Source organism: Virgibacillus salarius, assembly GCF_039521925.1.
GTDB classification, from domain to species: domain Bacteria; phylum Bacillota; class Bacilli; order Bacillales; family Amphibacillaceae; genus Virgibacillus; species Virgibacillus salarius.
In genome coordinates, this window is the sequence record NZ_BAAACY010000019.1 from 1 (window position 1) to 24,613 (window position 24,613).

At 38.7% G+C, this 24,613-nt stretch carries 22 protein-coding genes, 1 pseudogene and 2 other annotated features; all 23 genes and pseudogenes read left to right on the plus strand.

The features are described from left to right. The first annotated feature begins 486 nt into the window (after positions 1-486). Positions 487-1,133, plus strand: a pseudogene (locus ABDZ84_RS03190) (MgtC/SapB family protein). A 224-nt stretch (positions 1,134-1,357) separates the two neighbouring features. Then, on the plus strand, positions 1,358-1,825 hold the full coding sequence (locus ABDZ84_RS03195) for a CtsR family transcriptional regulator (protein ID WP_026680206.1): 468 nt from the start codon (positions 1,358-1,360) through the stop codon (positions 1,823-1,825). A 12-nt stretch (positions 1,826-1,837) separates the two neighbouring features. After that, on the plus strand, positions 1,838-2,386 hold the full coding sequence (mcsA, locus tag ABDZ84_RS03200; protein WP_026680207.1) for a protein-arginine kinase activator protein McsA: 549 nt from the start codon (positions 1,838-1,840) through the stop codon (positions 2,384-2,386). Beyond that, positions 2,383-3,447: a protein-arginine kinase McsB gene (gene mcsB / locus ABDZ84_RS03205; protein ID WP_121604285.1), complete on the plus strand. Its 1,065-nt coding sequence runs from the start codon at positions 2,383-2,385 to the stop codon at positions 3,445-3,447. The genes mcsA and mcsB overlap by 4 nt, the downstream gene beginning before the upstream one ends. A gap of 18 nt (positions 3,448-3,465) precedes the next feature. Continuing rightward, on the plus strand, positions 3,466-5,892 hold the full coding sequence (gene clpC, locus ABDZ84_RS03210; RefSeq protein WP_026680209.1) for an ATP-dependent protease ATP-binding subunit ClpC: 2,427 nt from the start codon (positions 3,466-3,468) through the stop codon (positions 5,890-5,892). Between the two features lie 468 nt (positions 5,893-6,360). Then, a complete protein-coding gene (gene radA / locus ABDZ84_RS03215) occupies positions 6,361-7,737 on the plus strand; it encodes a DNA repair protein RadA (RefSeq protein WP_026680210.1) in 1,377 nt (458 codons plus the stop codon). A 375-nt stretch (positions 7,738-8,112) separates the two neighbouring features. Then, positions 8,113-9,210, plus strand: a complete 1,098-nt coding sequence (locus tag ABDZ84_RS03220) for a PIN/TRAM domain-containing protein (protein WP_026680211.1) — start codon at positions 8,113-8,115, stop codon at positions 9,208-9,210. A 144-nt stretch (positions 9,211-9,354) separates the two neighbouring features. Continuing rightward, on the plus strand, positions 9,355-10,824 hold the full coding sequence (gltX, locus tag ABDZ84_RS03225; RefSeq protein ID WP_026680212.1) for a glutamate--tRNA ligase: 1,470 nt from the start codon (positions 9,355-9,357) through the stop codon (positions 10,822-10,824). Positions 10,825-10,866: 42 nt separating this feature from the next. Next, positions 10,867-11,081, plus strand: a binding site (T-box leader). Between the two features lie 304 nt (positions 11,082-11,385). Further along, positions 11,386-12,027 carry a serine O-acetyltransferase gene (gene cysE / locus ABDZ84_RS03230; RefSeq protein ID WP_034678611.1) on the plus strand — a complete coding sequence of 214 codons (642 nt, stop codon included), beginning with the start codon at positions 11,386-11,388 and terminating at the stop codon, positions 12,025-12,027. Between the two features lies 1 nt (position 12,028). After that, positions 12,029-13,429: a cysteine--tRNA ligase gene (gene cysS, locus ABDZ84_RS03235; protein WP_026680214.1), complete on the plus strand. Its 1,401-nt coding sequence runs from the start codon at positions 12,029-12,031 to the stop codon at positions 13,427-13,429. A gap of 2 nt (positions 13,430-13,431) precedes the next feature. Beyond that, positions 13,432-13,845, plus strand: a complete 414-nt coding sequence (locus ABDZ84_RS03240; protein WP_026680215.1) for a Mini-ribonuclease 3 — start codon at positions 13,432-13,434, stop codon at positions 13,843-13,845. Continuing rightward, a complete protein-coding gene (gene rlmB, locus ABDZ84_RS03245; protein ID WP_026680216.1) occupies positions 13,830-14,573 on the plus strand; it encodes a 23S rRNA (guanosine(2251)-2'-O)-methyltransferase RlmB in 744 nt (247 codons plus the stop codon). The genes ABDZ84_RS03240 and rlmB overlap by 16 nt, the downstream gene beginning before the upstream one ends. 2 nt (positions 14,574-14,575) lie before the next feature. Next, complete coding sequence (locus ABDZ84_RS03250; protein ID WP_026680217.1) at positions 14,576-15,085, plus strand: NYN domain-containing protein; 510 nt, start codon at positions 14,576-14,578, stop codon at positions 15,083-15,085. A gap of 111 nt (positions 15,086-15,196) precedes the next feature. Beyond that, the gene (gene sigH / locus ABDZ84_RS03255; RefSeq protein ID WP_318279744.1) at positions 15,197-15,847 is read left to right on the plus strand and encodes an RNA polymerase sporulation sigma factor SigH; all 651 of its coding nucleotides are present in this window, start codon (positions 15,197-15,199) and stop codon (positions 15,845-15,847) included. 69 nt (positions 15,848-15,916) lie between these two features. Then, a complete protein-coding gene (gene rpmG / locus ABDZ84_RS03260) occupies positions 15,917-16,066 on the plus strand; it encodes a 50S ribosomal protein L33 (RefSeq protein WP_080668626.1) in 150 nt (49 codons plus the stop codon). A 104-nt stretch (positions 16,067-16,170) separates the two neighbouring features. Next, positions 16,171-16,338 (plus strand): preprotein translocase subunit SecE, encoded by a 168-nt coding sequence (gene secE, locus ABDZ84_RS03265; protein WP_026680219.1) that lies wholly within the window; start codon positions 16,171-16,173, stop codon positions 16,336-16,338. A 227-nt stretch (positions 16,339-16,565) separates the two neighbouring features. Continuing rightward, complete coding sequence (nusG, locus tag ABDZ84_RS03270) at positions 16,566-17,102, plus strand: transcription termination/antitermination protein NusG (protein ID WP_026680220.1); 537 nt, start codon at positions 16,566-16,568, stop codon at positions 17,100-17,102. A gap of 163 nt (positions 17,103-17,265) precedes the next feature. Then, a complete protein-coding gene (gene rplK / locus ABDZ84_RS03275; protein WP_026680221.1) occupies positions 17,266-17,691 on the plus strand; it encodes a 50S ribosomal protein L11 in 426 nt (141 codons plus the stop codon). A 268-nt stretch (positions 17,692-17,959) separates the two neighbouring features. Further along, entirely contained in the window at positions 17,960-18,658 is a 699-nt protein-coding gene (gene rplA, locus ABDZ84_RS03280) for a 50S ribosomal protein L1 (RefSeq protein ID WP_026680222.1), read from the plus strand. A gap of 47 nt (positions 18,659-18,705) precedes the next feature. Next, positions 18,706-18,853, plus strand: a sequence feature (ribosomal protein L10 leader region). A 51-nt stretch (positions 18,854-18,904) separates the two neighbouring features. After that, positions 18,905-19,405 (plus strand): 50S ribosomal protein L10, encoded by a 501-nt coding sequence (gene rplJ / locus ABDZ84_RS03285; protein ID WP_026680223.1) that lies wholly within the window; start codon positions 18,905-18,907, stop codon positions 19,403-19,405. A 56-nt stretch (positions 19,406-19,461) separates the two neighbouring features. Continuing rightward, on the plus strand, positions 19,462-19,827 hold the full coding sequence (gene rplL, locus ABDZ84_RS03290) for a 50S ribosomal protein L7/L12 (RefSeq protein WP_026680224.1): 366 nt from the start codon (positions 19,462-19,464) through the stop codon (positions 19,825-19,827). Positions 19,828-19,971: 144 nt separating this feature from the next. After that, entirely contained in the window at positions 19,972-20,574 is a 603-nt protein-coding gene (locus ABDZ84_RS03295) for a class I SAM-dependent methyltransferase (protein WP_026680225.1), read from the plus strand. A gap of 402 nt (positions 20,575-20,976) precedes the next feature. Further along, positions 20,977-24,513 carry a DNA-directed RNA polymerase subunit beta gene (gene rpoB, locus ABDZ84_RS03300; protein WP_026680226.1) on the plus strand — a complete coding sequence of 1,179 codons (3,537 nt, stop codon included), beginning with the start codon at positions 20,977-20,979 and terminating at the stop codon, positions 24,511-24,513. Positions 24,514-24,613: the final 100 nt, after the last annotated feature.

Consider the following 24,613-nt stretch of genomic DNA (forward strand, 5'->3'; position numbering starts at 1 on the left):
CAGAAGTTAAGCTCTCCAGCGCCGATGGTAGTTGGGGCTTTGCCCCTGCAAGAGTAGGACGCCGCCAGGCGAACAAGAAGGAAGACTGAGTGAATTTTTTTACTCAGTCTTTTTTGTAGTCTAGGAATTAATTAAATTTGATCCTGTGTATAAATATGGGCGTGTTGAGCCGCGTCCACCCGGCTCTAGCACCCAGAAACAAGGTAACTTCACGAATAACCCTAATCTAAGTCATCATCGGCTCGCAAGCTCACCGTGATTCCTTTACCTCCGTTGACTCGCTCCATTTGTTCTTATGTAAAATATTTGGCCAGTAGTATTATGATAAATAGCAAGGTTTAATCATATATATAAGAGAAAAATATAAAAAGATGCCACTATACCTTTTATTTAGATTCATGTAAAATGAAGGGAAAAATGGACAGGGGGGTGCGAAAATTGCAAGCTTTTTTAGACGAATTATTGGGTGATCATTTTTATCTTATTATGTTACGTGTATTAATTGCGTTAGTTCTTTCTGGGTTAATTGGATTTGAAAGAGAAGTAAAGAATCATTCAGCCGGTTTTCGCACACATATCTTAGTTGGGGTCGGAGCCTGTTTAATGATGCTACTTTCCTTATTTGGATTTGAGTCATTTATGGAGTATGATAACGTTCGATTCGATCCTGCGAGAATACCATCCTATGTAATAAGCGGGATAGGTTTTCTGGGAGCAGGAACAATTATTGTTTATGGTGGCGCAATTCGCGGTTTAACAACTGCTGCTTCCATATGGACAGTTGCTGGTATAGGGCTTGTGGTTGGTGCCGGCATGTACGCAGCTGCTGTTTTTACGACATTTATCATTTTACTAAGTTTAATTTTTCTTAATAATTTTGAGCGACTATTTACAAAGGGGGGACTTCCCACTTAATTGAGATTGTCACCTTACCCGATCTAAAGGTGAATGAGCTTGTTTCAGCGTTGGAAAAATTCGATTTAACCATAAAAAAAGTAGAGATTATTAAAATAGAAAACGACTTGCGAAATATTTTTATTAAAATAGAAAGAAAGCCAGATCTAGATCGAATTTCTTTATTTGAGGAAATTTCTAAAGTAGATCATGTGAAAAATATATCTGAGCTTAAGTAAATGGGGCTGCTAGAAGAACTTTACAACATATAATATGGTGTAAGGTTCTTTTTTTAATAGAAGAAATGATAGAGATCTCGTTCATTCATAGGTTTCGTAATGGTGATTTTTGTCTAGAATAAACATAGAACAAGGTATTTGCATCTTCTCGATTTTGACGTATAATAAAGGTAAAGTCAAAGATAGTCAAAGTCAAAGGATGCAGCTAAAAAGGGGGTGGGCATATGAGTAATATTTCAGATGTGATAGAAAATTATTTAAAACAGATACTTCAGGCTAAAGGAAAAAATGTGATTGAAATTAAACGAAGCGAGATCGCTGATCAATTTCAATGTGTCCCCTCACAGATAAATTATGTGATTAATACGCGCTTTACTGTGGAAAAAGGATATATAGTGGAGAGTAAACGTGGTGGTGGTGGATATATTCGTATTATGCGAGTAATTCATCAAGATAAATCAGAATTAATCAATGAAATAATTGAAATGATTAATCCAACAGTTTCTCAACAAAAATCTGTCGATGTGTTAGAAAGGCTATTGGAAGAAAATCTTATTACAGAACGCGAAGCAAAAATTATGCTGAGTGCTATTGATAGAAATACACTCGCATTTCAATTGCCTTTACGAGATGAAATTCGTGCGCGCATACTTACAACGATGCTGAATACGCTAAAGTATTTGAATAAGTAGGGGGGAATGCAAATGGAATGCCAGGAATGTCATGAACGACCTGCTACACTGCACTTTACACAATTGATTCAGGGACAAAAGATGGAAGTGCATGTATGTAAAGTTTGTGCAAAAGAAAAAGGATATTTGACATATCCAGAAGATGGATATTCATTGCATAATTTACTTTCTGGGCTCTTTAACTTTGATACATCAAATATGGCGGGACCTCAAGGGTCAGCCTATCAGCAAGTAAAAGAGCTACAGTGTCCTAAATGTGAAATGACCTTCTCGGAATTCAAACAAATAGGGAAATTTGGATGTGCGCTTTGCTACGAAACGTTTAATCATCGTCTGGACCCTATTTTCCGACGAGTACATGCTGGTAATACAAAGCATAGCGGAAAAATCCCTAAACGCCAAGGTGGGGATTTGCATAAGAAGAAGCAAGCAGAAGAATTAAAAGTAAAACTAAAAACGCTGGTGGAGAATGAGGAATTTGAAGAGGCTGCTAAAATAAGAGATAAAATTAAAGCGTTAAATCATGCGCAAGATGATTCGGGAGCAGGTGATCATACATGACACTACAGCAATTTATGAATAAGGCTATTAGCCCTTGGATGAGGGAGGAAGGACCAGATAGCGATATTGTACTAAGTAGTCGTATTCGCCTTGCAAGGAACTTTGCAAATATTGCTTATCCAATTCTTGCTGAGCCAAATCAATTAGAAGAAATAAGGAATTTCTTTAAAGAGAAATATGAAAATCAGTCATTTAGCGAGTATAAGAATATTTCCTTTATTTCTATCCGGGACTTATCAGCAGTTGAGAAACGCGTACTAGTAGAAAAACATTTAATCAGCCCATTATTGGCAAAGCACTCAGAGTCAGCTGCAACACTTATTTCTGAGAATGAACAGGTGTCCTTGATGATCAACGAGGAAGATCATATTCGTTTGCAACTGTACTTTCCAGGATTTCAATTATCTAAGGCGTTGCAAAAGGCATTTGAATTTGATGATTGGTTAGAAGAAAAAATTAATTATGCCTTTGATGAAACAAGAGGATACCTTACGAGCTGCCCTACTAATGTAGGTACTGGGATGCGTGCATCTGTCATGATGCATCTACCAGCTCTTGTTTTAACAAAACAAATAAATCGTATGATACCTGCCATTAATCAGTTAGGGCTTGTAGTCCGCGGTATTTATGGAGAAGGTAGTGAAGCGCAAGGTAATATTTTTCAAATATCTAATCAAATTACACTTGGAAAATCAGAAGAAGATATTGTGGAGGATTTACAAAGTGTCGTAAAACAGCTCATAGAGCATGAAAGATATGCTAGAAAACAATTAATGGAGCAATCAAGTGACAAAATGGAGGATAGAATTTATCGTTCCTTTGGTGTTTTGGAATATGCTAGGATCATGGAGTCGAAAGAAGCTGCTAAATGCTTATCTAATGTACGCCTAGGAATTGATTTAGGCCTTGTGAAAAATGTTTCACGAAATATCCTCAATGAATTAATGATACTTACTCAGCCAGGATTCCTACAACAATATGCCAAAAAGACATTGACAGCGAATGAACGTGATATATTACGAGCATCACTTATTCGCCAACGTTTACAATTAGAGAAATAGATAGGAGGAATTTTTTATATGATGTTTGGACGTTTTACAGAAAGAGCACAAAAGGTGTTAGCTTTATCTCAAGAAGAAGCCGTACGATTAGGCCATAATAATATTGGTACAGAACATATCCTCCTTGGACTTGTACGTGAAGGAGAGGGGATTGCGGCAAAAGCATTGCAATCTTTAGGGCTGGAAATTTCAAAAATACAAGAAGAGGTTGAAAAGCTAATTGGTGTTGGCAAACAACCGATGCAGTCAATACATTATACACCCCGTGCCAAAAAGGTTGTGGAGCTATCTCAGGATGAAGCAAGAAAGCTTGGCCACTCCTATGTAGGTACAGAGCATATATTGCTTGGTCTTATTCGTGAAGGAGAAGGTGTTGCTGCTCGTGTATTAAATAATTTAGGTGTTAGCCTAAATAAAGCTAGACAACAAGTGCTACAATTGCTTGGAAGTAATGAATCCCAGGCTAACAGACAGGGGCGCGGTCAACAATCTAATGCAAACACGCCGACGCTTGATTCACTTGCTCGTGATTTAACGGTAAGTGCGAAAGAAGGTAATATTGACCCCGTTATTGGCCGTAGCAAAGAAATTGAGCGCGTTATTCAAGTGTTAAGTCGTAGAACTAAGAATAATCCAGTTTTAATTGGTGAACCAGGTGTAGGTAAGACTGCCGTAGCCGAAGGGCTTGCACAGCAAATTATTAATAACGAAGTGCCAGAGACATTACGAGACAAACGAGTGATGACACTGGATATGGGTACAGTTGTAGCGGGAACAAAATATCGTGGAGAATTTGAAGATCGATTAAAGAAGGTTATGGAAGAGATTCGCCAGGCTGGAAATATTATACTGTTTATTGATGAGTTGCATACATTAATTGGCGCAGGAGGGGCTGAAGGTGCGATTGATGCATCAAATATTCTAAAACCCTCATTAGCCCGTGGGGAGCTTCAGTGTATTGGAGCTACAACGCTTGACGAGTACCGTAAATATATTGAAAAAGATGCAGCGCTAGAACGTAGATTTCAACCTATACAGGTAGATGAACCGACGTTAGAGGAAACCGTCCAAATTTTAAATGGTTTACGTGATCGTTATGAAGCACATCATCGCGTGACGATAACCGATGAAGCGATTGAAGCAGCTGCAAGTCTATCTGATCGTTATATTACAGACCGCTTTTTACCAGATAAAGCTATCGACTTGATTGACGAGGCTGGATCGAAGGTACGCTTACGCTCCTACACGGTACCACCTAATTTAAAGGAACTAGAACAAAAGCTGGAAGAAGTAAGAAAAGAAAAGGATGCGGCTGTACAAAGTCAGGAATTTGAAAAAGCAGCATCGCTTCGTGATTCTGAACAACGACTTCGTGAAGAATTAGAAGAAACAAAGAATGAGTGGAAAGAAAAGCAAGGACAAACCGATTCGGAAGTAACTATAGAAGATATTGCTAGTGTCGTTTCTACATGGACTGGTGTACCGGTTTCTAAATTGACAAAGGATGAAAGCGAACGATTGCTGAATATGGAAGATACGCTTCATAATCGTGTGATTGGTCAAGAAGAAGCTGTGAATGCAATTTCGAAAGCTATCAGAAGAGCTCGTGCAGGCTTAAAAGATCCAAAACGTCCGATAGGTTCTTTTATCTTCTTAGGACCAACAGGTGTAGGGAAAACGGAACTTGCTCGAGCACTAGCCGAAGCAATGTTTGCTGATGAGGATGCTATGATTCGTATTGACATGTCAGAGTATATGGAAAAACATGCTACGTCTCGTTTGGTAGGTTCACCTCCTGGTTATGTTGGCTATGATGAAGGTGGTCAGCTTACAGAAAAGGTTCGTAGAAAGCCATATTCTGTTGTATTACTTGATGAAGTGGAGAAGGCACACCCAGAAGTATTTAATATTCTATTACAAGTACTAGAGGATGGCCGTTTAACTGACTCGAAAGGTCGCGTAGTTGATTTCCGCAACACGGTATTAATTATGACATCTAATGTTGGTGCAAATGAGTTAAAACGTAATAAATATGTCGGCTTTAATTTGGAGGAAAATGGTCAAGATTATAAAGATATGAAATCTAAGGTTACAGAAGAATTGAAAAAGGCATTTCGTCCAGAATTCTTGAACCGTATTGATGAGACCATCGTATTCCATTCATTAGAGAAAAAACATATGAAGAATATTGTAACGTTAATGATTGAACAGTTACAGCAACGGCTTAAAGAACAGGATATTGATTTTTCGTTAACAGATAAAGCGTTAGATAAAATTGCTAATGAAGGTTTTGATCCCGAATACGGAGCACGACCGTTACGCCGTTCGATTCAAAAAAATATCGAAGATCTCTTATCAGAAGAATTACTTAAGGAGACAATCCAAAAAGGTCAAAAAGTGAAAATTGGCCTGAATAATAAAGGTGAATTTATTATTCTTCCATAGACGATGATAAGCAAAAAAGTAGGGAAAGGGGCTATCCAAAAAGTAGCCTGTACCTACATAACTGGAATATACTCGCTTCTTGCATGAAATGGTTCAGCCTCCTATTGTGGGTACAACACTCATGTTAGGTCTGCAAACTGTTTCTCTTTCTGCAGGAGTCTTGTATATTCCAGTTTTCTTTATATAAATAAGTGTGAGACTAATCCTTTTCTTAAACGATTAGCTAACATAAATACTGTATAGGTACTCGAGGCCATGCATATTCTTTTGTTTGTGGGGAAAAAGTCACTTAGGAGTATAGCGTAAATGAATAAGGTATTCATGTTTTTTAGTAATAAGGAACGATTCTTATAAGGGAAGCAGGAATTTGTGGCAAGACTATGGAAATTATTGATTAAATTGATAGGAACCTGTAACTTTATCATTGCAATAATCGTATATAATAGATAAGTGAAGGGGTAGAGAAAATTGGCAAAGCGAAAAACGAAATATGTTTGTCAGGAATGTGGCTATGAATCCCCTAAATGGATGGGGAAATGTCCTGGATGTCACAATTGGAATACCTTTGTAGAGGAAGTAGAGATAACTGGAGGTCGACATAAGCAGGCTTTTCAAACAGGTGCTAGATCTACCGTCGGCAAGCCAGAGAAAATCACTTCTATCGAATCAGAAGAGGAACCACGTGTAACAACCTCTATGAAGGAATTTAACCGCGTATTAGGAGGCGGAATCGTACCAGGGTCATTGGTGTTGATTGGTGGCGATCCGGGTATTGGAAAGTCTACATTACTTTTACAGATCTCAGCGCAATTAGCGGATAAGCAATTACCTGTCCTTTATATATCTGGAGAGGAATCTACAAGGCAAACGAAGCTACGAGCAGACCGTTTAGGTGTTAAAGCGGATTTACTTTATGTATTAGCGGAAACAAATTTATTAGATATATCCAATCAAGTAGAAGCCATTAAGCCTTCTTTTGTTGTTATTGATTCTATCCAGACGATTTTTCGGGAAGAGGTTTCAAGTGCACCGGGAAGTGTTTCACAGGTTCGCGAATGCACGGCAGAGCTGATGAAGCTGGCAAAATCAAATGGCATTCCTATTTTTATTGTGGGACATGTAACAAAGGAAGGGGCTATAGCTGGTCCCAGGCTGTTAGAGCACATGGTTGATGCGGTTCTTTATTTTGAAGGAGAGCGGCATCATACGTATCGTATTTTACGTGGGGTGAAAAATCGTTTCGGTAGTACGAATGAGATGGGGATATTTGAAATGAAAGAAGAAGGACTAAGGGAAGTAATGAATCCTTCTGAAATCTTCCTAGAAGAGCGCTCACAAGGAGCTGCTGGGTCAACTGTTGTTGCTTCTATGGAAGGAACAAGGCCTGTGCTTGTTGAAATTCAAGCGTTGATTTCACCTTCAGCCTTTGGGAACCCACGGAGGATGGCAACAGGGATTGATCATAATCGTGTTCCGCTGCTTATGGCAGTGCTGGAGAAGCGTGTTGGACTTATGTTACAGAATCAGGACGCCTATATAAAAGTAGCAGGTGGCGTAAAATTGGATGAACCCGCGATTGATTTAGCAATAGCAGTAAGTATTGCATCGAGTTTTCGTGATCAACCAACAAAGCCTGATGATATTTTTGTTGGAGAAGTTGGATTAACGGGAGAGATTAGACGTGTATCTCGTATCGAACAACGAGTTCAAGAAGCGGCAAAGCTAGGTTTTAAGCGCGTTATTTGTCCAAAAAATAATTTGGACGGTTGGACAGTTCCAGATAGTATTGAGGTTATCGGTGTAGAATCCGTTCAACAAGCATTAAATATTGGAGTCAGCAGGTAGTTAAGTCTTGGAAATAATAAAATTTTCCCTTATGGATAAATAGGCGCATGTTGAGCCGCGTCCAGCTCCAGCGCCCAGAAACGAAGCGACATCACGAATGACCCTAGGATAAGTCATTATTGGCTCGCAAGCTCACCGTGCTTCCTTTATCTCCGTTGACTCGCTCCAGTCGGTACGTTTCAAATCGGGTGCTTGCACTTTTGCTCCTAAATTCATTGCTATTGGATTACTTATATGATATAATTTTATTTTTATATATTTGAATGTTAATTTTAGCTGTGCTATGATTTAGTTGATATAATAGCTTATTTTATTACTTTTGAAGGATTATTTTTTTCTATCGTAGGCAATAATATAAGGTAGGAGGTGGCAGTGGTGCTGAAAAAAATAGTTCATTTATTTTTTGTTATCATGGGTGGTACCGTTGGGTATTTATATATCCCGGATATTGTAAACTTATTGGATATTACTAATGCAAACTGGGTATCATCACCATATGCAGGAACAATAATCGGTGCAATTATTTTCTTTCTCATTTCATATTGGCTTGGGGATTATATTGTAGGGTTTTTAAAGTGGGTAGAAGAAGCACTTATAAAATTGCCTGTTGGTGATTTGTTTTTTGGAAGTTTAGGGTTAATGGTAGGATTAGTTATTGCTTTTCTAATAAATATACCGTTAACAGATATCAATATTGAACTAGTATCTCAAGTTTTACCGCTATTTATCACAATATTATTGGGGTATTTTGGTTTTCAAGTCGGGTTTAGACGTAGAGATGAATTTGTAAATTTATTAAACATTAATAAAAAAGAACGAGAGAAACGCAAACCGTCTGATACGGAGTATACACAAACGATTCAACCTAAAGCTAAAATACTGGATACAAGTGTCATTATTGATGGTCGTGTAGCGGATATTTGCCAAACGAGTTTTCTTGAAGGGACAATTGTTATTCCGCAATTTGTACTTGGTGAGTTGCAACATATTGCAGACTCTTCTGATGTGTTAAAAAGGAACAGAGGTCGAAGAGGGCTCGATGTATTAAATCGAATTCAAAAAGAATTACCTGTAAAAGTGGAAATTTATGAAGGTGATTTTGAGGATATCCATGAAGTGGATAGTAAGCTTATTAAATTAGCAAAGGTAATTGATGGAATTGTTGTTACCAATGATTTTAATTTAAATAAGGTCTGTGATCTACAAGGTGTTCCTGTCTTAAATATTAATGATCTGGCAAATGCTGTGAAGCCAGTTGTACTACCTGGCGAAGAGCTTGTTGTTCAAGTGATTAAAGATGGTAAAGAACATAACCAAGGAATTGCCTACCTTGACGACGGAACGATGATTGTTGTGGAAGAAGGTAGAGATTATATTGGAAAAACAATTGAAGTTTTAATTACCAGTGTGTTGCAAACATCTGCCGGTAGAATGATATTTGCCAAGCCAAAATTACTTGAAAAAGCACTATAAAAAGGGTATAACTTATAGAGGATAGAAAAAAGTGATAACATGTCATTGTTATCACTTTTGTTATACTATATATATACTATTTTGGCTCAAAAAGATTAGTGATTCAATTTACATTATGTTTGAAGAATAGAAAGGGGCAGAACCATGACAAACCAGGTTCGTGTACGTTATGCACCAAGCCCAACAGGTCATTTGCATATCGGAAACGCACGTACAGCATTATTTAACTATTTATATGCGAAACATTTTAACGGGAAAATGGTTATTCGTATTGAAGACACAGATGATAAACGAAATGTGGCTGGTGGTGAAGAGAGTCAGCTGAAGTTTCTTCAATGGCTAGGTGTCGAATGGGATGAAGGAGCAGATATAGGCGGCGAATACGGTCCCTACCGTCAAATGGAGCGTCTTGATTTATATCAAAAATATGTGGACGAGCTATTAGAAAGAGGCTTGGCTTATAAATGCTATATGACGGAAGAAGAGCTTGAGGCAGAAAGAGAACAGCAACGTGCGAGTGGGCAAGTACCTAAGTATTCGGGTGCGCATCGTGATTTAAGCGAAGAACAAATCACAGCATTTGAAAAAGAAGGACGTCAACCAAGTATTCGTATGAGAGTTCCGGAAAATGAAACATATACATTTAATGACATCGTTAGAGGCGAAATTACGTTTGAATCCAGTGATTTTGGTGATTGGGTTATTGTGAAGAAAAATGGTATACCTACGTATAATTTTGCTGTTGCTATTGATGATCACTTAATGGAAATAACGCATGTACTTCGAGGAGAGGAACATATTTCCAATACGCCGAAGCAAATGATGGTTTACAATGCGTTTGATTGGGACGCACCGCAATTTGGACATATGACGCTTATTTTAAATGAAGAACGGAAAAAGCTGAGCAAGCGAGACCAGCACATTTTGCAATTTATTGAGCAGTACTATAACCTTGGTTATTTACCAGAGACGCTTTTTAACTTCATTGCTTTATTAGGATGGTCGCCTGTTGGAGAGGAAGAAATTTTTGATAAAGATACATTAATTGATATCTTTGATCCTGAACGATTGTCTACTTCAGCTGCGATTTTTGATCGTCATAAATTAAAATGGATGAATAATGAATATATTAAAGCGGCAGATTTAAAGGATGTCATTGAGCTTGCAATGCCGCATTTGGTGGAAGCTGGGAAATTACCACAGCAAATAAGTGATGAAAAGAAACAGTGGGCTGAACAGGTGATTGCTCTATACAAAGAACAATTAAGATATGGAGCAGAGATTGTAGAGTTAACAGATCTTTTCTTTAATGAGGAATTGTCGCTTGATGAAGGTGCAATGGATGTGCTTCAAGAGGAGCAGGTTCCAGAAGTACTACAAGTATTTACAGATAAGTTAATTCATTTGGATGACTTTACGAAAGATTCTATTAAGGCTCAAATCAAAGCCACGCAAAAGGAAACTGGACATCGTGGCAAAAAGTTGTTTATGCCAATTAGAGTAGCTACAACCGGTCAGACACATGGCCCTGAGCTTCCTATGGCGATTGAATTACTAGGGAAAGCGGCTGTTCTGTCGCGCTTAGATAAGGTGTTAAACAAATTAGAAGCTTAATAATTCACATTCTGCATAAAATGTAATATAGTATTACTACAATATTGAACGATGACAAGGAAAAGTAGGAAACGTGAGGCTTATTCAGAGAGATCCACCTTGGCTGTGAGTGGTTCTAAGATCCGTTTTTGAAGTGCCCCTTTGAGTCCGTTATGGAAATGAGTACATAACGGCGGAACTCTACCGTTATAAGGGTGAAGTTGGAAGGATAATTTTAGCCTTCAAACAGAGTGGAACCGCGCAAAAGCGTCTCTGAGTAATCATACACAGAGGCGTTTTTTATAGTCTAAGGAAATGATAAAATTTGCCCATGTAGATAAATATGGGCGTGTTTGAGCCACGTCCAGTTCCAGCGCCCAGAAGCTAGGCGACTACAAGAATCACCCTAATCTAAGTCAACATCGGCTCGCAAGCTTACCGTGATTCCTTTATCTCTGTTGACTCGCTGTAGTCGCTACGTTTCTAATTGAGCGTTTGCGCTTTTGTTCTATTATAAAAGCGGTGGATTTGAATATAATCATGGCATATTTTTCTTGGGGTGAGGAGGTTAATGAAGTGGGGATATGGAGACGATTGAAGGAAGATATGGATGTTGTGTTTGAACAAGATCCAGCAGCTCGAACATATATTGAGGTATTTTTAACGTATTCAGGGCTGCATGCTGTTTGGTCTCACCGCATTGCACATGCATTTTATAAGCGAAGAATGTTTTTCATTGCACGTTGCATATCACAAGTGAGCCGATTCTTTACAGGGATTGAAATTCATCCAGGTGCTCGAATTGGCCGTCGTTTATTCATTGATCACGGTATGGGAGTCGTTATTGGGGAAACTTGTGAAATAGGTGATAATGTAACCATTTTTCAAGGTGTAACATTAGGGGGGACTGGTAAAGAAAAAGGAAAACGTCACCCGACTGTAAAAAATAATGCATTAATTGCGACAGGAGCCAAGGTACTTGGCTCAATTACAATAGGAGAGAATGCAAAAGTTGGTGGTGGATCTGTCGTACTTCGTGATGTACCCGATCATTCCACGGTCGTTGGAGTTCCTGGGAAAGTAGTAAAGCAAAATGGTGAAAAAATGAGAAGGGATCTCGATCATCACAAGATGCCTGATCCAGTTGCTAGTCGTTGTGAGCATTTACAAAATGAAATAGATGCATTAAAGGACGAAATTGCTAAATTGAAGGAAGGGAAGTAGAATGACGATTCAGATTTTTAATACACTTACTCGACAGAAAGAAACCTTTATCCCGTTAAAAGAGGGTGCCGTAAGTATCTATGTTTGCGGGCCTACTGTATATAACTACATTCATATCGGAAATGCTAGACCAGCGATTGTTTTTGATACGGTTCGTCGATACTTTGAATACAAAGGGTATAAAGTAGATTATGTTTTAAACTTTACAGACGTTGATGACAAGTTAATTAAGGCTGCGAATGAGTTAGGCCAGGAAGTGCCAGATGTGGCCAGTAAGTTTATTACCGCATATTTAGAAGATGTTGATGCTCTAGGTGTGAAAGAAGCAACCCATAATCCGCGTGTAACAGAAACAATGGATGATATTATCGCGTTTATACAAGTGCTTATAGATAAAGGATTCGCTTATGAGGCGGCGGGAGACGTCTATTTTAAACCGCGTACGTTTGATGGATACGGCAAACTATCTCATCAATCCATTGATGAGTTACGCTCAGGTGCGCGTATTCAAGTGGGAGAGAAGAAACAGGATCCTTTAGATTTTGCGCTATGGAAACATGTGAAGGATGGGGAAATATCTTGGGATTCACCATGGGGTAGAGGTCGGCCGGGGTGGCATATAGAATGCTCTGCAATGGTCAAAAAATATTTAGGTGATACCATTGATATTCATGCTGGCGGGCAGGATCTAGCTTTCCCTCACCATGAGAACGAAATCGCTCAATCAGAGGCTAGGAATGGAAAAACCTTTGCGAACTATTGGATGCACAATGGGTATATTAATATAGACAATGAGAAGATGTCTAAATCATTAGGGAATTTTGTGTTAACAAGAGATTTAATTAATAAGCATGATCCGCAGGTACTTCGTTTCTTTATGTTAAGTGTACATTATCGTCATCCGATTAATTTCACTGAGGAGTTATTGGAAAGTGCCAAGAATAGCCTAGACCGAATTAAAACGGCTTATTTTAATCTGGAACACCGGAAATCATCGAGTGTGAATTTAGTGGACCACCAGGACGAATGGATGCAGAAAATTACGGTGTGGAAACAACAATTTGAGGCTGACATGGATGATGATTTTAATACAGCAAATGCTATTTCTGTATTGTTTGATGTGGCCAAGGATGCTAATGTTTACTTGCAAGCTAAACAAACGTCTAGTGATGTTATTGAAGAATTTCAGGAAACAATCCGATCATTCCTTTATGTATTGGGAATAGAGCTGAAAGTAGAAGAGGATTTACTCGATGAGGACATTGAATCATTGATTGAAGAAAGAAACGAAGCAAGGAAGCATCGTGATTTTGCTCGAGCGGATGAAATTAGAGATATGCTAAAGGATAAAAATATTATTTTAGAAGATACGCCTCAAGGGGTTCGTTGGAAAAGAGGCTAGTTATGAATTTGGATGTTAAACAAATGAAGAGTCTTGCCCTTGCCTATATGGGGGATGCTGTCTACGAAGTGTATATAAGGGAGCATCTCCTGCAGCTTGGGCAGGTGAAACCACAGCAATTACATCAAAAAGCAGTTAATTTTGTGTCAGGAAAGGCTCAAGCAAATGTTGTATTATATTGGCTGGAACAAGATTATTTAACGGAAGAGGAAGTAAAAATTGTCTCCAGAGGTCGTAATGCTAAGTCAGGGTCTATTCCTAAAAATATTAGTGTCCAAACCTATCGATATAGCACAGCTTTTGAGGCATTGATAGGATACCATTATTTACAAAAAAACGACGAGCGGTTGAAGCACCTCATGAGGGAAGCGGTTGAATTTACAGAAAGGAGTGAAAAGCCTTGGAACAAGAAATAATTATTGGGAAAAATCCAGTGATAGAGGCATTGAAGTCCGGACGTTCTGTTAATAAAGTACTTATTTCAGAGCATTTAAACGCTTCTGCACAAGGAAAATTATTTCAACTTGGCAAGTCCGCTGGGACAATCGTACAAAAGGTCCCAAAGGCTAAACTAGATCAATTATCGAATGGAAATCATCAAGGAATAATAGCTTACGTTGCCTCTTATCCTTATGCTACGGTGGACGATTTATTTCTACGTGCAGACCAAAAAGCGGAGGCTGCCTTTTTTATTATCTTAGATGAATTAGAAGATCCGCATAACCTAGGCTCGATATTACGTACTGCTGATGCGGTGGGAGCTCATGGAGTAATTATACCGAAACGGCGTTCTGTAGGTTTAACTGCTACGGTGGCGAAAACGGCTGCGGGAGCAATAGAGCATGTGCCAGTAGCTAGAGTTACCAATATCGCCAGTACCATCGATGAACTAAAGGAGCGTAATGTTTGGGTGGTTGGCACAGAAGCAAATGCTACAGAAGATTATCGTAAGCTTGAGGGTGCATTACCTATCGTCCTTGTAATTGGTAATGAAGGGAAAGGGATGAGCCGTCTTGTGCGAAAAAAATGTGATTGGACGGTAGGTCTTCCCATGATAGGGCAGGTTTCTTCGTTGAATGCTTCTGTGGCTTGTAGTTTATTGCTATATGAGGTTTATCGCAAAAGGTACCCTGTTGGTGAATAGCGATGATTGTTGTGGTAGTTGATGGTTATAATATAATTGGCGCTTGGGAAGAATTGCAAAAATTGAAAGAACATGATATTGGACAAGCACGTGATCGACTTATTGAATTATTGGCTGAATACCAGGCTTATTCGGGATATAGAGTCATTATTGTGTTTGATGCTTATTATGTTCGAGGTATTGCTAATAAAACAAATTTATATAATATAGAGATTATATTTACAAAGGAAAAAGAAACGGCCGACGAATGTATTGAAAAGCTAGTTAAAGAATTAATGAATATCCAGACACAGGTTTATGTTGCAACATCTGATTATGCAGAACAAAGGACGATATTTGGCAGCGGAGCTTTACGTAAATCGGCACGAGAATTATTAATTGAGTCTCAAAATATAGAAAGAGAAATTGAAGAAACAATAGAAACGCACCATAAAAAACAAGCATCGTCTAAAATAAAACTTAATCGAGATGTTCTGGAAAAATTTGAAAGATGGCGCAGGGGAGAAATGTAAAACTCAGATTAAACCGCGCCTGTCTGGGTCTATGCTCTGTTGACTATTGTAAAGCGCTTCCTGTATAATAAGCTTTAAAGTGACTGCGGTGTAGTCAGGGGGTCATACTTGGTGAGTGCCAACCAATTAGATTTTGACAATAAGAGCTTAAGTATGCTGGATGATGAGGGGATTGTAGAGCTTATTCATCGAGGAAATAGCCAAGCGCTTGATTACTTAATACATAAGTACAGAAATTTCGTCCGAGCTAAGGCTCGCACGTATTTCTTAATTGGTGCGGATAAAGAAGATATTATCCAAGAGGGGATGATTGGCCTTTATAAAGCTGTTCGCGATTATGATGGGGACAAGCTATCATCGTTTAAAGCCTTTGCAGAATTGTGTGTGACAAGGCAAATTATAACCGCAATCAAAACTGCTACTCGACAAAAGCATATTCCACTCAACTCCTATGTATCTTTGGACAAGCCAATTTATGATGAAGAAACTGACCGTACATTATTAGATGTCATTGCAGGTTCAAAAGCCATAGATCCACAAGAACTTTTGGTTAATAGAGAGAAATATGGTGATATGGAAATAAAATTATCTGAATTATTGAGCGAATTAGAAAAGAAGGTTCTACATCTGTATTTAGATGGGAGGACATATCAGGAGATATCTGTCGAGCTTAAGCGGCATGTCAAATCTATTGATAATGCACTCCAACGTGTCAAGCGGAAGTTGGAGCAGCTCATGGAAGGTAGCGAGGTATCACAATAGGATGCATTGACACATTTTTGTAACCATGCTAGAGTTAATATAGAAAAATCCCTCAATAGAGGTGATATAATGAATAAAAAAATAACTTTGGCATGTGCAGAATGTTCAAGCAGAAACTATACAACGCATAAAAATGTATCCACTCAGCCTGCGCGGCTAGAAGTGAAAAAATATTGTAAAACTTGTGGCAGACACACGTTGCACCGTGAGACGAAATAGACTCCGATGGAACGATATAGTAAATGGGGTTTTATATAAATTTATGGCTTTACTAATAAATAAACACGAAAAAGCCAAGATTTTCAGGTCTAGGGGGTACGAACATGTTTCGTTTTTTTAAAAACGTTTCAAGAGAAATGAAAAAAGTTAGCTGGCCAAAAGGCAAAGAGTTAACTAGTTATACCATTACTGTAATTACTACAGTAGCGTTTGTAGCGTTGTTTTTCTTTTTAATTGATCTTGGAATCACACAAATTTTGAATTTGCTATAATATACTTGAATATTTATTTTACAAATATGCTATAATGATAAATAATATGAGTCATTTGAAAACCCGGTCAACGTCGGGTTTTTTAAATTGGAAAAGAATTGGTACCTGTTTGTTAGAAAAATTCAACTCAGAGTTGTATTAATAGGGGTGCCCATGCTCCTGTGTCCATATATAAACCTAATTACAAATAAAGGGAGGGAAGGACAAATAAAGTTGTCCTGATAAACATGGAGAAAAATTGGTATGTGGTACATACGTATTCTGGCTATGAGAATAAAGTCAAAATGAACTTAGAGAAGCGAGTTCAATCAATGGGAATGGAAGATAAAATTTTCCGCGTAATTGTACCAGAAGATGAAGAGACGGAAATAAAGAATGGGAAGAAAAAAGTATCCAAAAAGAAGTTTTTCCCTGGTTATGTATTAACTGAAATGATCATGACGGATGATTCGTGGTACGTTGTTAGAAACACACCGGGTGTTACTGGTTTCATAGGATCTAGTGGTGGGGGGACAAAGCCTACCCCGCTTTTACCTGAAGAAGTGGAAAGTGTATTAAAGCGTATGGGTGTTACAGAGGCAGTTGTACAGTTTGAATTCGAATTAAAAGAAAATGTTCGTGTAACGGATGGACCGTTTACAGATTTCACAGGATCTATTGAGCATATCGATATGGATAAGCAGAAGGTGAAGGTTCATGTAAATATGTTTGGTAGGGAGACTCCGGTAGAATTAGATTTCTCTCAAATTGAAAAACTATCGTAGTTCATAGAGAATATTAGACAATACCTTGCATTTTTTTGTTATTCATGCTAAAATTCTTTTGTTATTCATGCATCTATCCTACTGATGGATAGAGCAAATTGGAGTGGGAGGGGACCGACTGGAACCCTATTACCACATCACGGACTTTAAGGAGGTGTGTCTCGTGGCTAAAAAAGTAATTAAGCTTGTAAAATTACAAATCCCAGCTGGTAAAGCAAATCCAGCACCGCCGGTTGGACCAGCATTAGGTCAAGCAGGTGTTAATATCATGGGGTTCTGTAAAGAATTCAACGCACGTACGCAAGATCAAGCGGGTATGATTATCCCTGTTGAAATTACGGTGTTTGAAGACCGTTCATTTACATTTATTACAAAAACTCCACCGGCAGCTGTGCTGTTGAAAAAAGCAGCTGGTATTGAAACTGCGTCAGGTGAGCCTAATCGTAATAAAGTCGCAACATTAAAACGCGACAAAGTAAAAGAAATCGCAGAAACAAAAATGCCTGATTTAAATGCTGCTAATGTAGAAGCAGCGATGCGCATGGTTGAAGGAACTGCGCGCAGCATGGGTATCACAATCGAGGACTAGTAATCGATTCCTTAGACATAGCGTTGCTATGTGCGGGGTATATCGTTTGCGGTGAAGTGTCTTTTGGTTGTGAAGCCAATCGATGCAGATTGGGTTGTTTTACTTGATACGGTATAGGTTGCGGTTGGATTACCTCTCGCAACCTTTTTCGTGAAGATGATAATTCGGTATTTCGAACCAAATTATCCTCTTGAGCTTTATAAAAGCCGACCGTGCTTTTATAAGTGGGAGGTATTACCGTTATAACCACATTTGAGGAGGAAATAAAATGGCTAAAAAAGGAAAAAAACATCAAGAAGCTTTGAAGCTTGTTGATCGTACGAAATCATATGAAGTAGCCGAAGCGATTGCATTAGTTAAAGAAACAGCTAAAGCAAACTTCGACGAAACAGTAGAGGCTGCTTTTCGTTTAGGTGTAGATCCTAAAAAAGCAGATCAACAAATTCGTGGAGCGATGGTGCTTCCACATGGAACTGGTAAAACACAGCGTGTTTTAGTTTTTGCTAAAGGTGACAAAGCTAAAGAAGCAGAAGCTGCTGGCGCTGATTATGTTGGAGAAAGTGATTACATTAACAAAATCAACCAAGGTTGGTTTGAGTTTGATGTCATTGTTGCAACTCCAGATATGATGGCTGAAGTTGGTAAACTTGGACGTGTGTTAGGACCAAAAGGCTTAATGCCGAATCCTAAAACGGGAACAGTTACGTTTGAAGTTGAGAAAGCAGTTCAAGATATTAAAGCTGGTAAAGTAGAATACCGCGTTGATAAATCTGCTAACATTCATGTTCCGATTGGTAAGATTTCTTTCGATAATGAAAAGTTAATTGAAAACTTCAAAGCAATTACAGACACTTTAGTTAAAGCTAAGCCTCAGGCTTCAAAAGGAACGTATATGAAGAATGCTTCTGTGGCCTCTACAATGGGACCTGGAATCCGCGTTGACGTTTCTGGCTTTGTCCGTCGATAATTAATAGTTGACGTTTTTGTCGACATTAGTTATAATGATTCACGTTGATAAAAGAATACGTTGTACCGTAGACAGCAGGGGCATGCATTTGCTTAATCATCCTGCCGAGGTGTTTATAAAAATTGGTAATTAGCGATTGAATTCCAATGTAATAATAAGCTCCCATGTCTACGTGGGAGCTTTTTTTAATGGCTCCGAACAGAGTGGGGTATACGGTATAATGATCATTTTTTAGGAGGTGGAAGAATGTCTAATATTATCGAGCAAAAGAAACAACTTGTTGAAGAAATTAAAGATAAATTTCTAGCGAGCGAAACAGCTGTTGTAGTTGACTATCGTGGGCTTGATGTAGCAGAGGTTACTGAATTACGTAAACAATTACGTGAAGCAGGAATTGAATTCAAGGTTTACAAAAACACGATGACTCGTCGTGCGGTAGAAGCTGCTGAGTTGAATGATCTTAGTGAGACGCTTGTTGGTCCGTCTGCGATCGCATTCAGTAATGATGATGTAGTAGCGCCAGCAAGAATTATCAATGATTTTGCTAAACAACATGAAGCGCTTGAAATCAAAGGTGGAGTAATTCAAGGAAGCGTTGCTTCTCTTGAGCAAATTAAGGAACTTGCAGATCTTCCAAACTACGAAGGTATGGTTTCTATGCTTCTTAGCGTACTTCAAGCACCAATTCGCAACCTTGCATATGCTACAAAAGCAATTGCGGATCAAAAAGAAGAACAAGGCGCATAATCTGTGCTTTAACGGTATAAAAACAAAATTTAATTTTAATTAGGAGGAAATTAATCATGACTAAAGAACAAATCATTGAAGCGGTTAAAGAAATGTCAGTATTAGAACTTAATGATTTAGTTAAAGCAATTGAAGAAGAATTTGGAGTAACAGCTGCAGCACCTGTGGCAGTAGCAGGTGGAGCTGGCGGCGGAGATGCTGCTGAAGAGAAAACTGAATTTGATGTAGTGCTTACAGATGCTGGTGCTTCTAAGATCAAAGTTGTTAAAGCTGTACGCGAAATCACAGGTCTTGGACTAAAAGATGCAAAAGACTTAGTTGATAACGCTCCGAAAGCAGTTAAAGAAGCAGTATCTAAAGAAGATGCTGAAGAAGTTAAAGGTAAGCTAGAAGAAGCAGGCGCAAGTGTAGAGGTTAAGTAATTAATTTCATCAACGGAGCTCGTCGTAACCATTACGGCGGGCTCTCTATATATCATATCATTTAAGCTAAGACTTGAGCAGATGCTTCTACTTCAAGCACCTTGCTATAACTACCTTCAATATTTTAATAAAAGTAGGTGCCATATGACAGAGCATTACTTTTCACCAAAACCCCAAACTAAAAGTTCACCAAAGACATGGAATTATCAATTGAATGGAAAATCCTATACATTTACAAGTGACGTAGGTGTATTTTCTAAAAATGAAGTTGATTTTGGAAGTCGGCTATTAATTGAACAATTTAATGAACCGGTAATTGCGGGGGATTTTTTGGATCTGGGTTGTGGCTATGGACCAATTGGGATCGCAATAGCAGATCGATATAAGGATCGAAAAATTGTAATGGCTGATATAAATGAAAGAGCTGTTGCATTAGCGAAGGAAAATGCTTTAAAAAATGAGGTTACTAATATCGAGTGTGTACAGAGTGATCGGATGTCTGCATTCACAAGTCGTCAATTTGCCGGGATTCTTACTAATCCGCCGATTCGTGCGGGAAAAAAGATTGTACACCAAATGTTTGAAGAAGCACAGCGAGCGCTGTTAAAGCAAGGAGAACTATGGGTGGTTATTCAAAAGAAACAAGGGGCTCCTTCCGCTAAAGAAAAATTAGAAGCTTTATTCCGTGAAGTGGAAGTGGTAGCTAAAAATAAAGGGTACTATATTATGCGGGCAATTAATGTTTGACCCGTATCTTCACTTATGATAAGATAGGAAAATGCTAACATGGCGATTCTTATGTCAAGAGGATATTTCATAACATAATAAGGTATATTTCATAAAAGTTCGGAAACACTGGTAAAATCGGAAAGATTTGGTATATACAATGTGCTTTTCGTTTATTTTTGAAATATGCTTCATGTGGTTTGTTTTGGAATTCTATTGCTGAGAGGATCCAAATAATATACTTGTAATTATCTGTTACAAGTTTGTTAGGCATGTTTTGTACGCTATTCGCACAATCACAGTTAGCCAATATTCGAAAAGCCGAAAAGAAGTAATTGCTTCTGTATTGGTTTTTCTAATTATATTAAATTTGGAGTAGAATTACAATCTACGAAAAAATGTATGATTTAAGGGGTGAAGCAGTTGACAGGACAACTAGTTCAGTATGGACGGCACCGCCAGCGCAGAAGCTATGCACGTATCAGCGAAGTATTAGAGTTGCCGAATTTAATCGAGATCCAAACCGCTTCTTATGATTGGTTTTTAGAAGAGGGTCTCCGAGAAATGTTTCAAGACATTTCGCCGATCGAGGACTTTACAGGCAATCTATCACTGGAATTTGTTGACTACAGTTTAGGCGAGCCTAAATATCCTGTAGGAGAATCAAAGGAAAGAGATGTTACGTATAATGCTCCACTTCGTGTGAAGGTTCGATTAATTAATAATGAAACCGGAGAAGTGAAAGAGCAGGAAGTATTTATGGGTGATTTTCCATTAATGACTGACACTGGAACATTTGTTATTAATGGCGCAGAACGTGTAATCGTTTCTCAGCTTGTGCGATCACCTAGTGTTTACTACAATGAAAAGATTGATAAAAACGGAAAGCGTGGCGTAGCTGCAACTGTCATTCCGAACCGTGGTGCATGGTTGGAGTTTGAAACAGATGCAAAAGATGTTGTCCATGTTCGTATTGATCGTACGCGTAAATTACCGATAACTGTATTGCTACGAGCACTTGGTTTTGGTACAGATCAGGAGATTATCGACTTATTGGGAGACAATGAGTACCTGAAAAATACGCTTGAAAAGGATAACACAGAAACAACGGAAAAGGCGTTGCTAGAAATCTATGAGCGGTTACGTCCTGGAGAACCACCTACTGTTGAAAATGCAAAAAGTTTATTAATCTCTCGCTTTTTTGATCCAAAACGTTACGATCTTGCTCATGTAGGTCGTTACAAGATGAACAAAAAGCTGCATATAAAAAATCGTTTATTTAATCAAGTACTAGCCGAAACAATTGTTGATCAGGAGACTGGCGAAGTACTAGCAGAGAAAGGCGATAAGCTAGAGAGAAAACTACTAAATAAATTAATTCCATACTTGGAACGTGAAGAAGAGAAGCTTGGTGAAAAAACACTTGAGCCTAAAGACGGTGTGCTTGACGACCAAATTTTGCTTCAATCGATTAAAATAGTTGATCCTACTGACCCAAGTGGTGAGAAAGAGCTTAACGTAATTGGAAATGCTGGAATTGAAACAAGTGTTAAAAATATTACGCCTGCGGATATTTTATCAGCAATTAGCTATTTCTTTAACTTGCTTCATCAAGTAGGCGATACAGATGATATTGACCATTTAGGTAACCGTCGTCTTCGTTCTGTTGGAGAGTTATTACAGAATCAGTTCCGAATCGGGTTATCTCGGATGGAGCGTGTTGTGCGTGAACGAATGTCTATTCAAGACACATCAAGTATTACGCCGCAACAGCTGATTAATATTCGTCCTGTGATCGCTTCGATTAAAGAATTTTTTGGAAGCTCACAGTTGTCTCAATTTATGGATCAAACAAACCCATTAGCAGAACTAACACATAAACGTCGTTTATCTGCGTTAGGACCTGGTGGTTTAACTCGTGAACGAGCTGGTTTCGAAGTACGAGACGTTCACTATTCACACTACGGTCGAATGTGCCCGATTGAGACGCCTGAGGGTCCGAATATCGGCTTAATTAACTCATTATCGAGTTTCGCTAAAGTAAATAAATTTGGATTTATTGAAACGCCGTACCGTCGTGTGGATCCAGATACGGGTAGAGTCACAGCTCATATTGATTATCTAACAGCAGATGAAGAGGATAACTATGTTGTTGCCCAAGCAAATGCAAAGTTAACAGATGAGGGGCATTTTGTGGATGAGGAAGTTATTGCTCGTTTCCGTGGTGAAAACACAATCGTACCTCGTGATCAAATTGATTACATGGACGTTTCTCCGAAACAGGTGGTTTCAGCTGCAACAGCTTGTATTCCATTCTTAGAAAATGATGACTCGAACCGAGCGTTAATGGGTGCGAACATGCAACGTCAAGCTGTACCATTAATGCAGCCTGAAGCGCCAATTGTTGGTACTGGTATGGAATATGTAAACGGAAAAGATTCTGGAGCCGCTATTATCTGCCGCCATGAAGGAATTGTAGAACGTGTTGAAGCGAAGGAAGTTCATGTTCGTCGAATTTCTATTGTGGACGGAAAAGAAGTAGAAGGCGATTTAGATCGTTACAAACTACAAAAATATATTCGCTCTAACCAAGGTACATGTTATAACCAACGCCCAATCGTAAGTGAAGGAAATCGCGTAACTAAAGGTGAAATTCTTGCTGACGGTCCTTCCATGGAAGACGGAGAGCTTGCGCTTGGCCGTAATGTTCTAGTTGGATTTATGACTTGGGAAGGTTATAACTATGAAGATGCGATTATCATGAGCGAAAGACTCGTAAAAGATGACGTGTATACATCTATTCATATTGAAGAGTATGAATCGGAAGCACGTGATACGAAGCTCGGACCGGAAGAAATTACACGTGATATTCCTAATGTAGGGGAAGAAGCGTTAAAGAACCTTAACGAATATGGAATTATTCGTATCGGTGCAGAAGTTTCTGACGGTGATATACTTGTGGGTAAAGTGACGCCTAAAGGGGTTACTGAATTATCCGCTGAAGAGCGTTTACTTCACGCTATTTTTGGTGAAAAAGCTCGTGAAGTTCGTGATACATCCTTACGAGTTCCACATGGAGCTGGCGGAATTGTGTTGGATGTTAAAATCTTTAATCGGGAAGATGGCGATGAGTTACCTCCTGGGGTGAACGAATTAGTTCGTGTATATATCGTTCAAAAACGTAAAATACACGAAGGAGATAAAATGGCCGGGCGTCACGGTAACAAAGGTGTTATATCCAAAATTTTACCTGAAGAAGATATGCCATTCTTGCCAGACGGTACACCAATTGATATCATGCTTAACCCACTAGGGGTACCATCACGAATGAATATCGGACAGGTTTTTGAATTACATTTAGGTATGGCTGCAAGACAGCTAGGAATTCATGTTGCTTCTCCGGTATTTGATGGTGCGACAGAAGAAGATGTGTGGGAAACGCTTGAAGAAGCAGGTATGCCAAGAGATGCTAAGACTATCCTTTATGATGGAAGATCAGGAGAACCATTTGACAACCGTGTATCTGTAGGTGTTATGTACATGATTAAGCTTGCGCACATGGTTGATGATAAGCTGCATGCTCGTTCTACAGGCCCTTATTCACTTGTTACACAGCAACCACTTGGTGGTAAAGCACAATTTGGTGGTCAGCGCTTTGGTGAGATGGAGGTTTGGGCATTGGAAGCTTATGGTGCGGCATACACCTTGCAGGAGATTTTAACAGTGAAATCAGATGATATTGTCGGTCGTGTTAAAACATATGAAGCGATTGTAAAAGGTGATAATGTACCAGAACCTGGTGTACCAGAATCCTTCAAGGTATTGATTAAAGAATTGCAAAGTCTTGGTATGGATGTCAAAATGCTTTCAAGTGACGAAGAAGAAATCGACATGCGTGAATTGGAAGAAGAAGAAACACAGCAAGCAAGTAAGCTCAATATAGAAGTAGAAGAGAACTAAAGCAAAAGGTAAGGTTGGCTCTCAATAGAGCCAGCCCCTAGCTTTAGATTAAATATATTCATAGGTAGCTTGGTAAAATCGGACACTAAAAGGGAGGTTG

Bases quoted from the DNA above. Each gene is read 5' to 3' on its own strand.
- rplL (WP_026680224.1), top strand. From the start codon at position 19,462: ATGACTAAAGAACAAATCATTGAAGCGGTTAAAGAAATGTCAGTATTA.
- rpmG (WP_080668626.1), top strand. From the start codon at position 15,917: ATGAATAAAAAAATAACTTTGGCATGTGCAGAATGTTCAAGCAGAAAC.
- gltX (WP_026680212.1), top strand. From the start codon at position 9,355: ATGACAAACCAGGTTCGTGTACGTTATGCACCAAGCCCAACAGGTCAT.
- secE (WP_026680219.1), top strand. From the start codon at position 16,171: ATGTTTCGTTTTTTTAAAAACGTTTCAAGAGAAATGAAAAAAGTTAGC.
- rplA (WP_026680222.1), top strand. From the start codon at position 17,960: ATGGCTAAAAAAGGAAAAAAACATCAAGAAGCTTTGAAGCTTGTTGAT.
- ABDZ84_RS03195 (WP_026680206.1), top strand. From the start codon at position 1,358: ATGAGTAATATTTCAGATGTGATAGAAAATTATTTAAAACAGATACTT.
- ABDZ84_RS03240 (WP_026680215.1), top strand. From the start codon at position 13,432: ATGAATTTGGATGTTAAACAAATGAAGAGTCTTGCCCTTGCCTATATG.
- nusG (WP_026680220.1), top strand. From the start codon at position 16,566: ATGGAGAAAAATTGGTATGTGGTACATACGTATTCTGGCTATGAGAAT.
- cysS (WP_026680214.1), top strand. From the start codon at position 12,029: ATGACGATTCAGATTTTTAATACACTTACTCGACAGAAAGAAACCTTT.
- ABDZ84_RS03250 (WP_026680217.1), top strand. From the start codon at position 14,576: ATGATTGTTGTGGTAGTTGATGGTTATAATATAATTGGCGCTTGGGAA.
- clpC (WP_026680209.1), top strand. From the start codon at position 3,466: ATGATGTTTGGACGTTTTACAGAAAGAGCACAAAAGGTGTTAGCTTTA.
- mcsA (WP_026680207.1), top strand. From the start codon at position 1,838: ATGGAATGCCAGGAATGTCATGAACGACCTGCTACACTGCACTTTACA.
- mcsB (WP_121604285.1), top strand. From the start codon at position 2,383: ATGACACTACAGCAATTTATGAATAAGGCTATTAGCCCTTGGATGAGG.
- rplJ (WP_026680223.1), top strand. From the start codon at position 18,905: ATGTCTAATATTATCGAGCAAAAGAAACAACTTGTTGAAGAAATTAAA.
- ABDZ84_RS03295 (WP_026680225.1), top strand. From the start codon at position 19,972: ATGACAGAGCATTACTTTTCACCAAAACCCCAAACTAAAAGTTCACCA.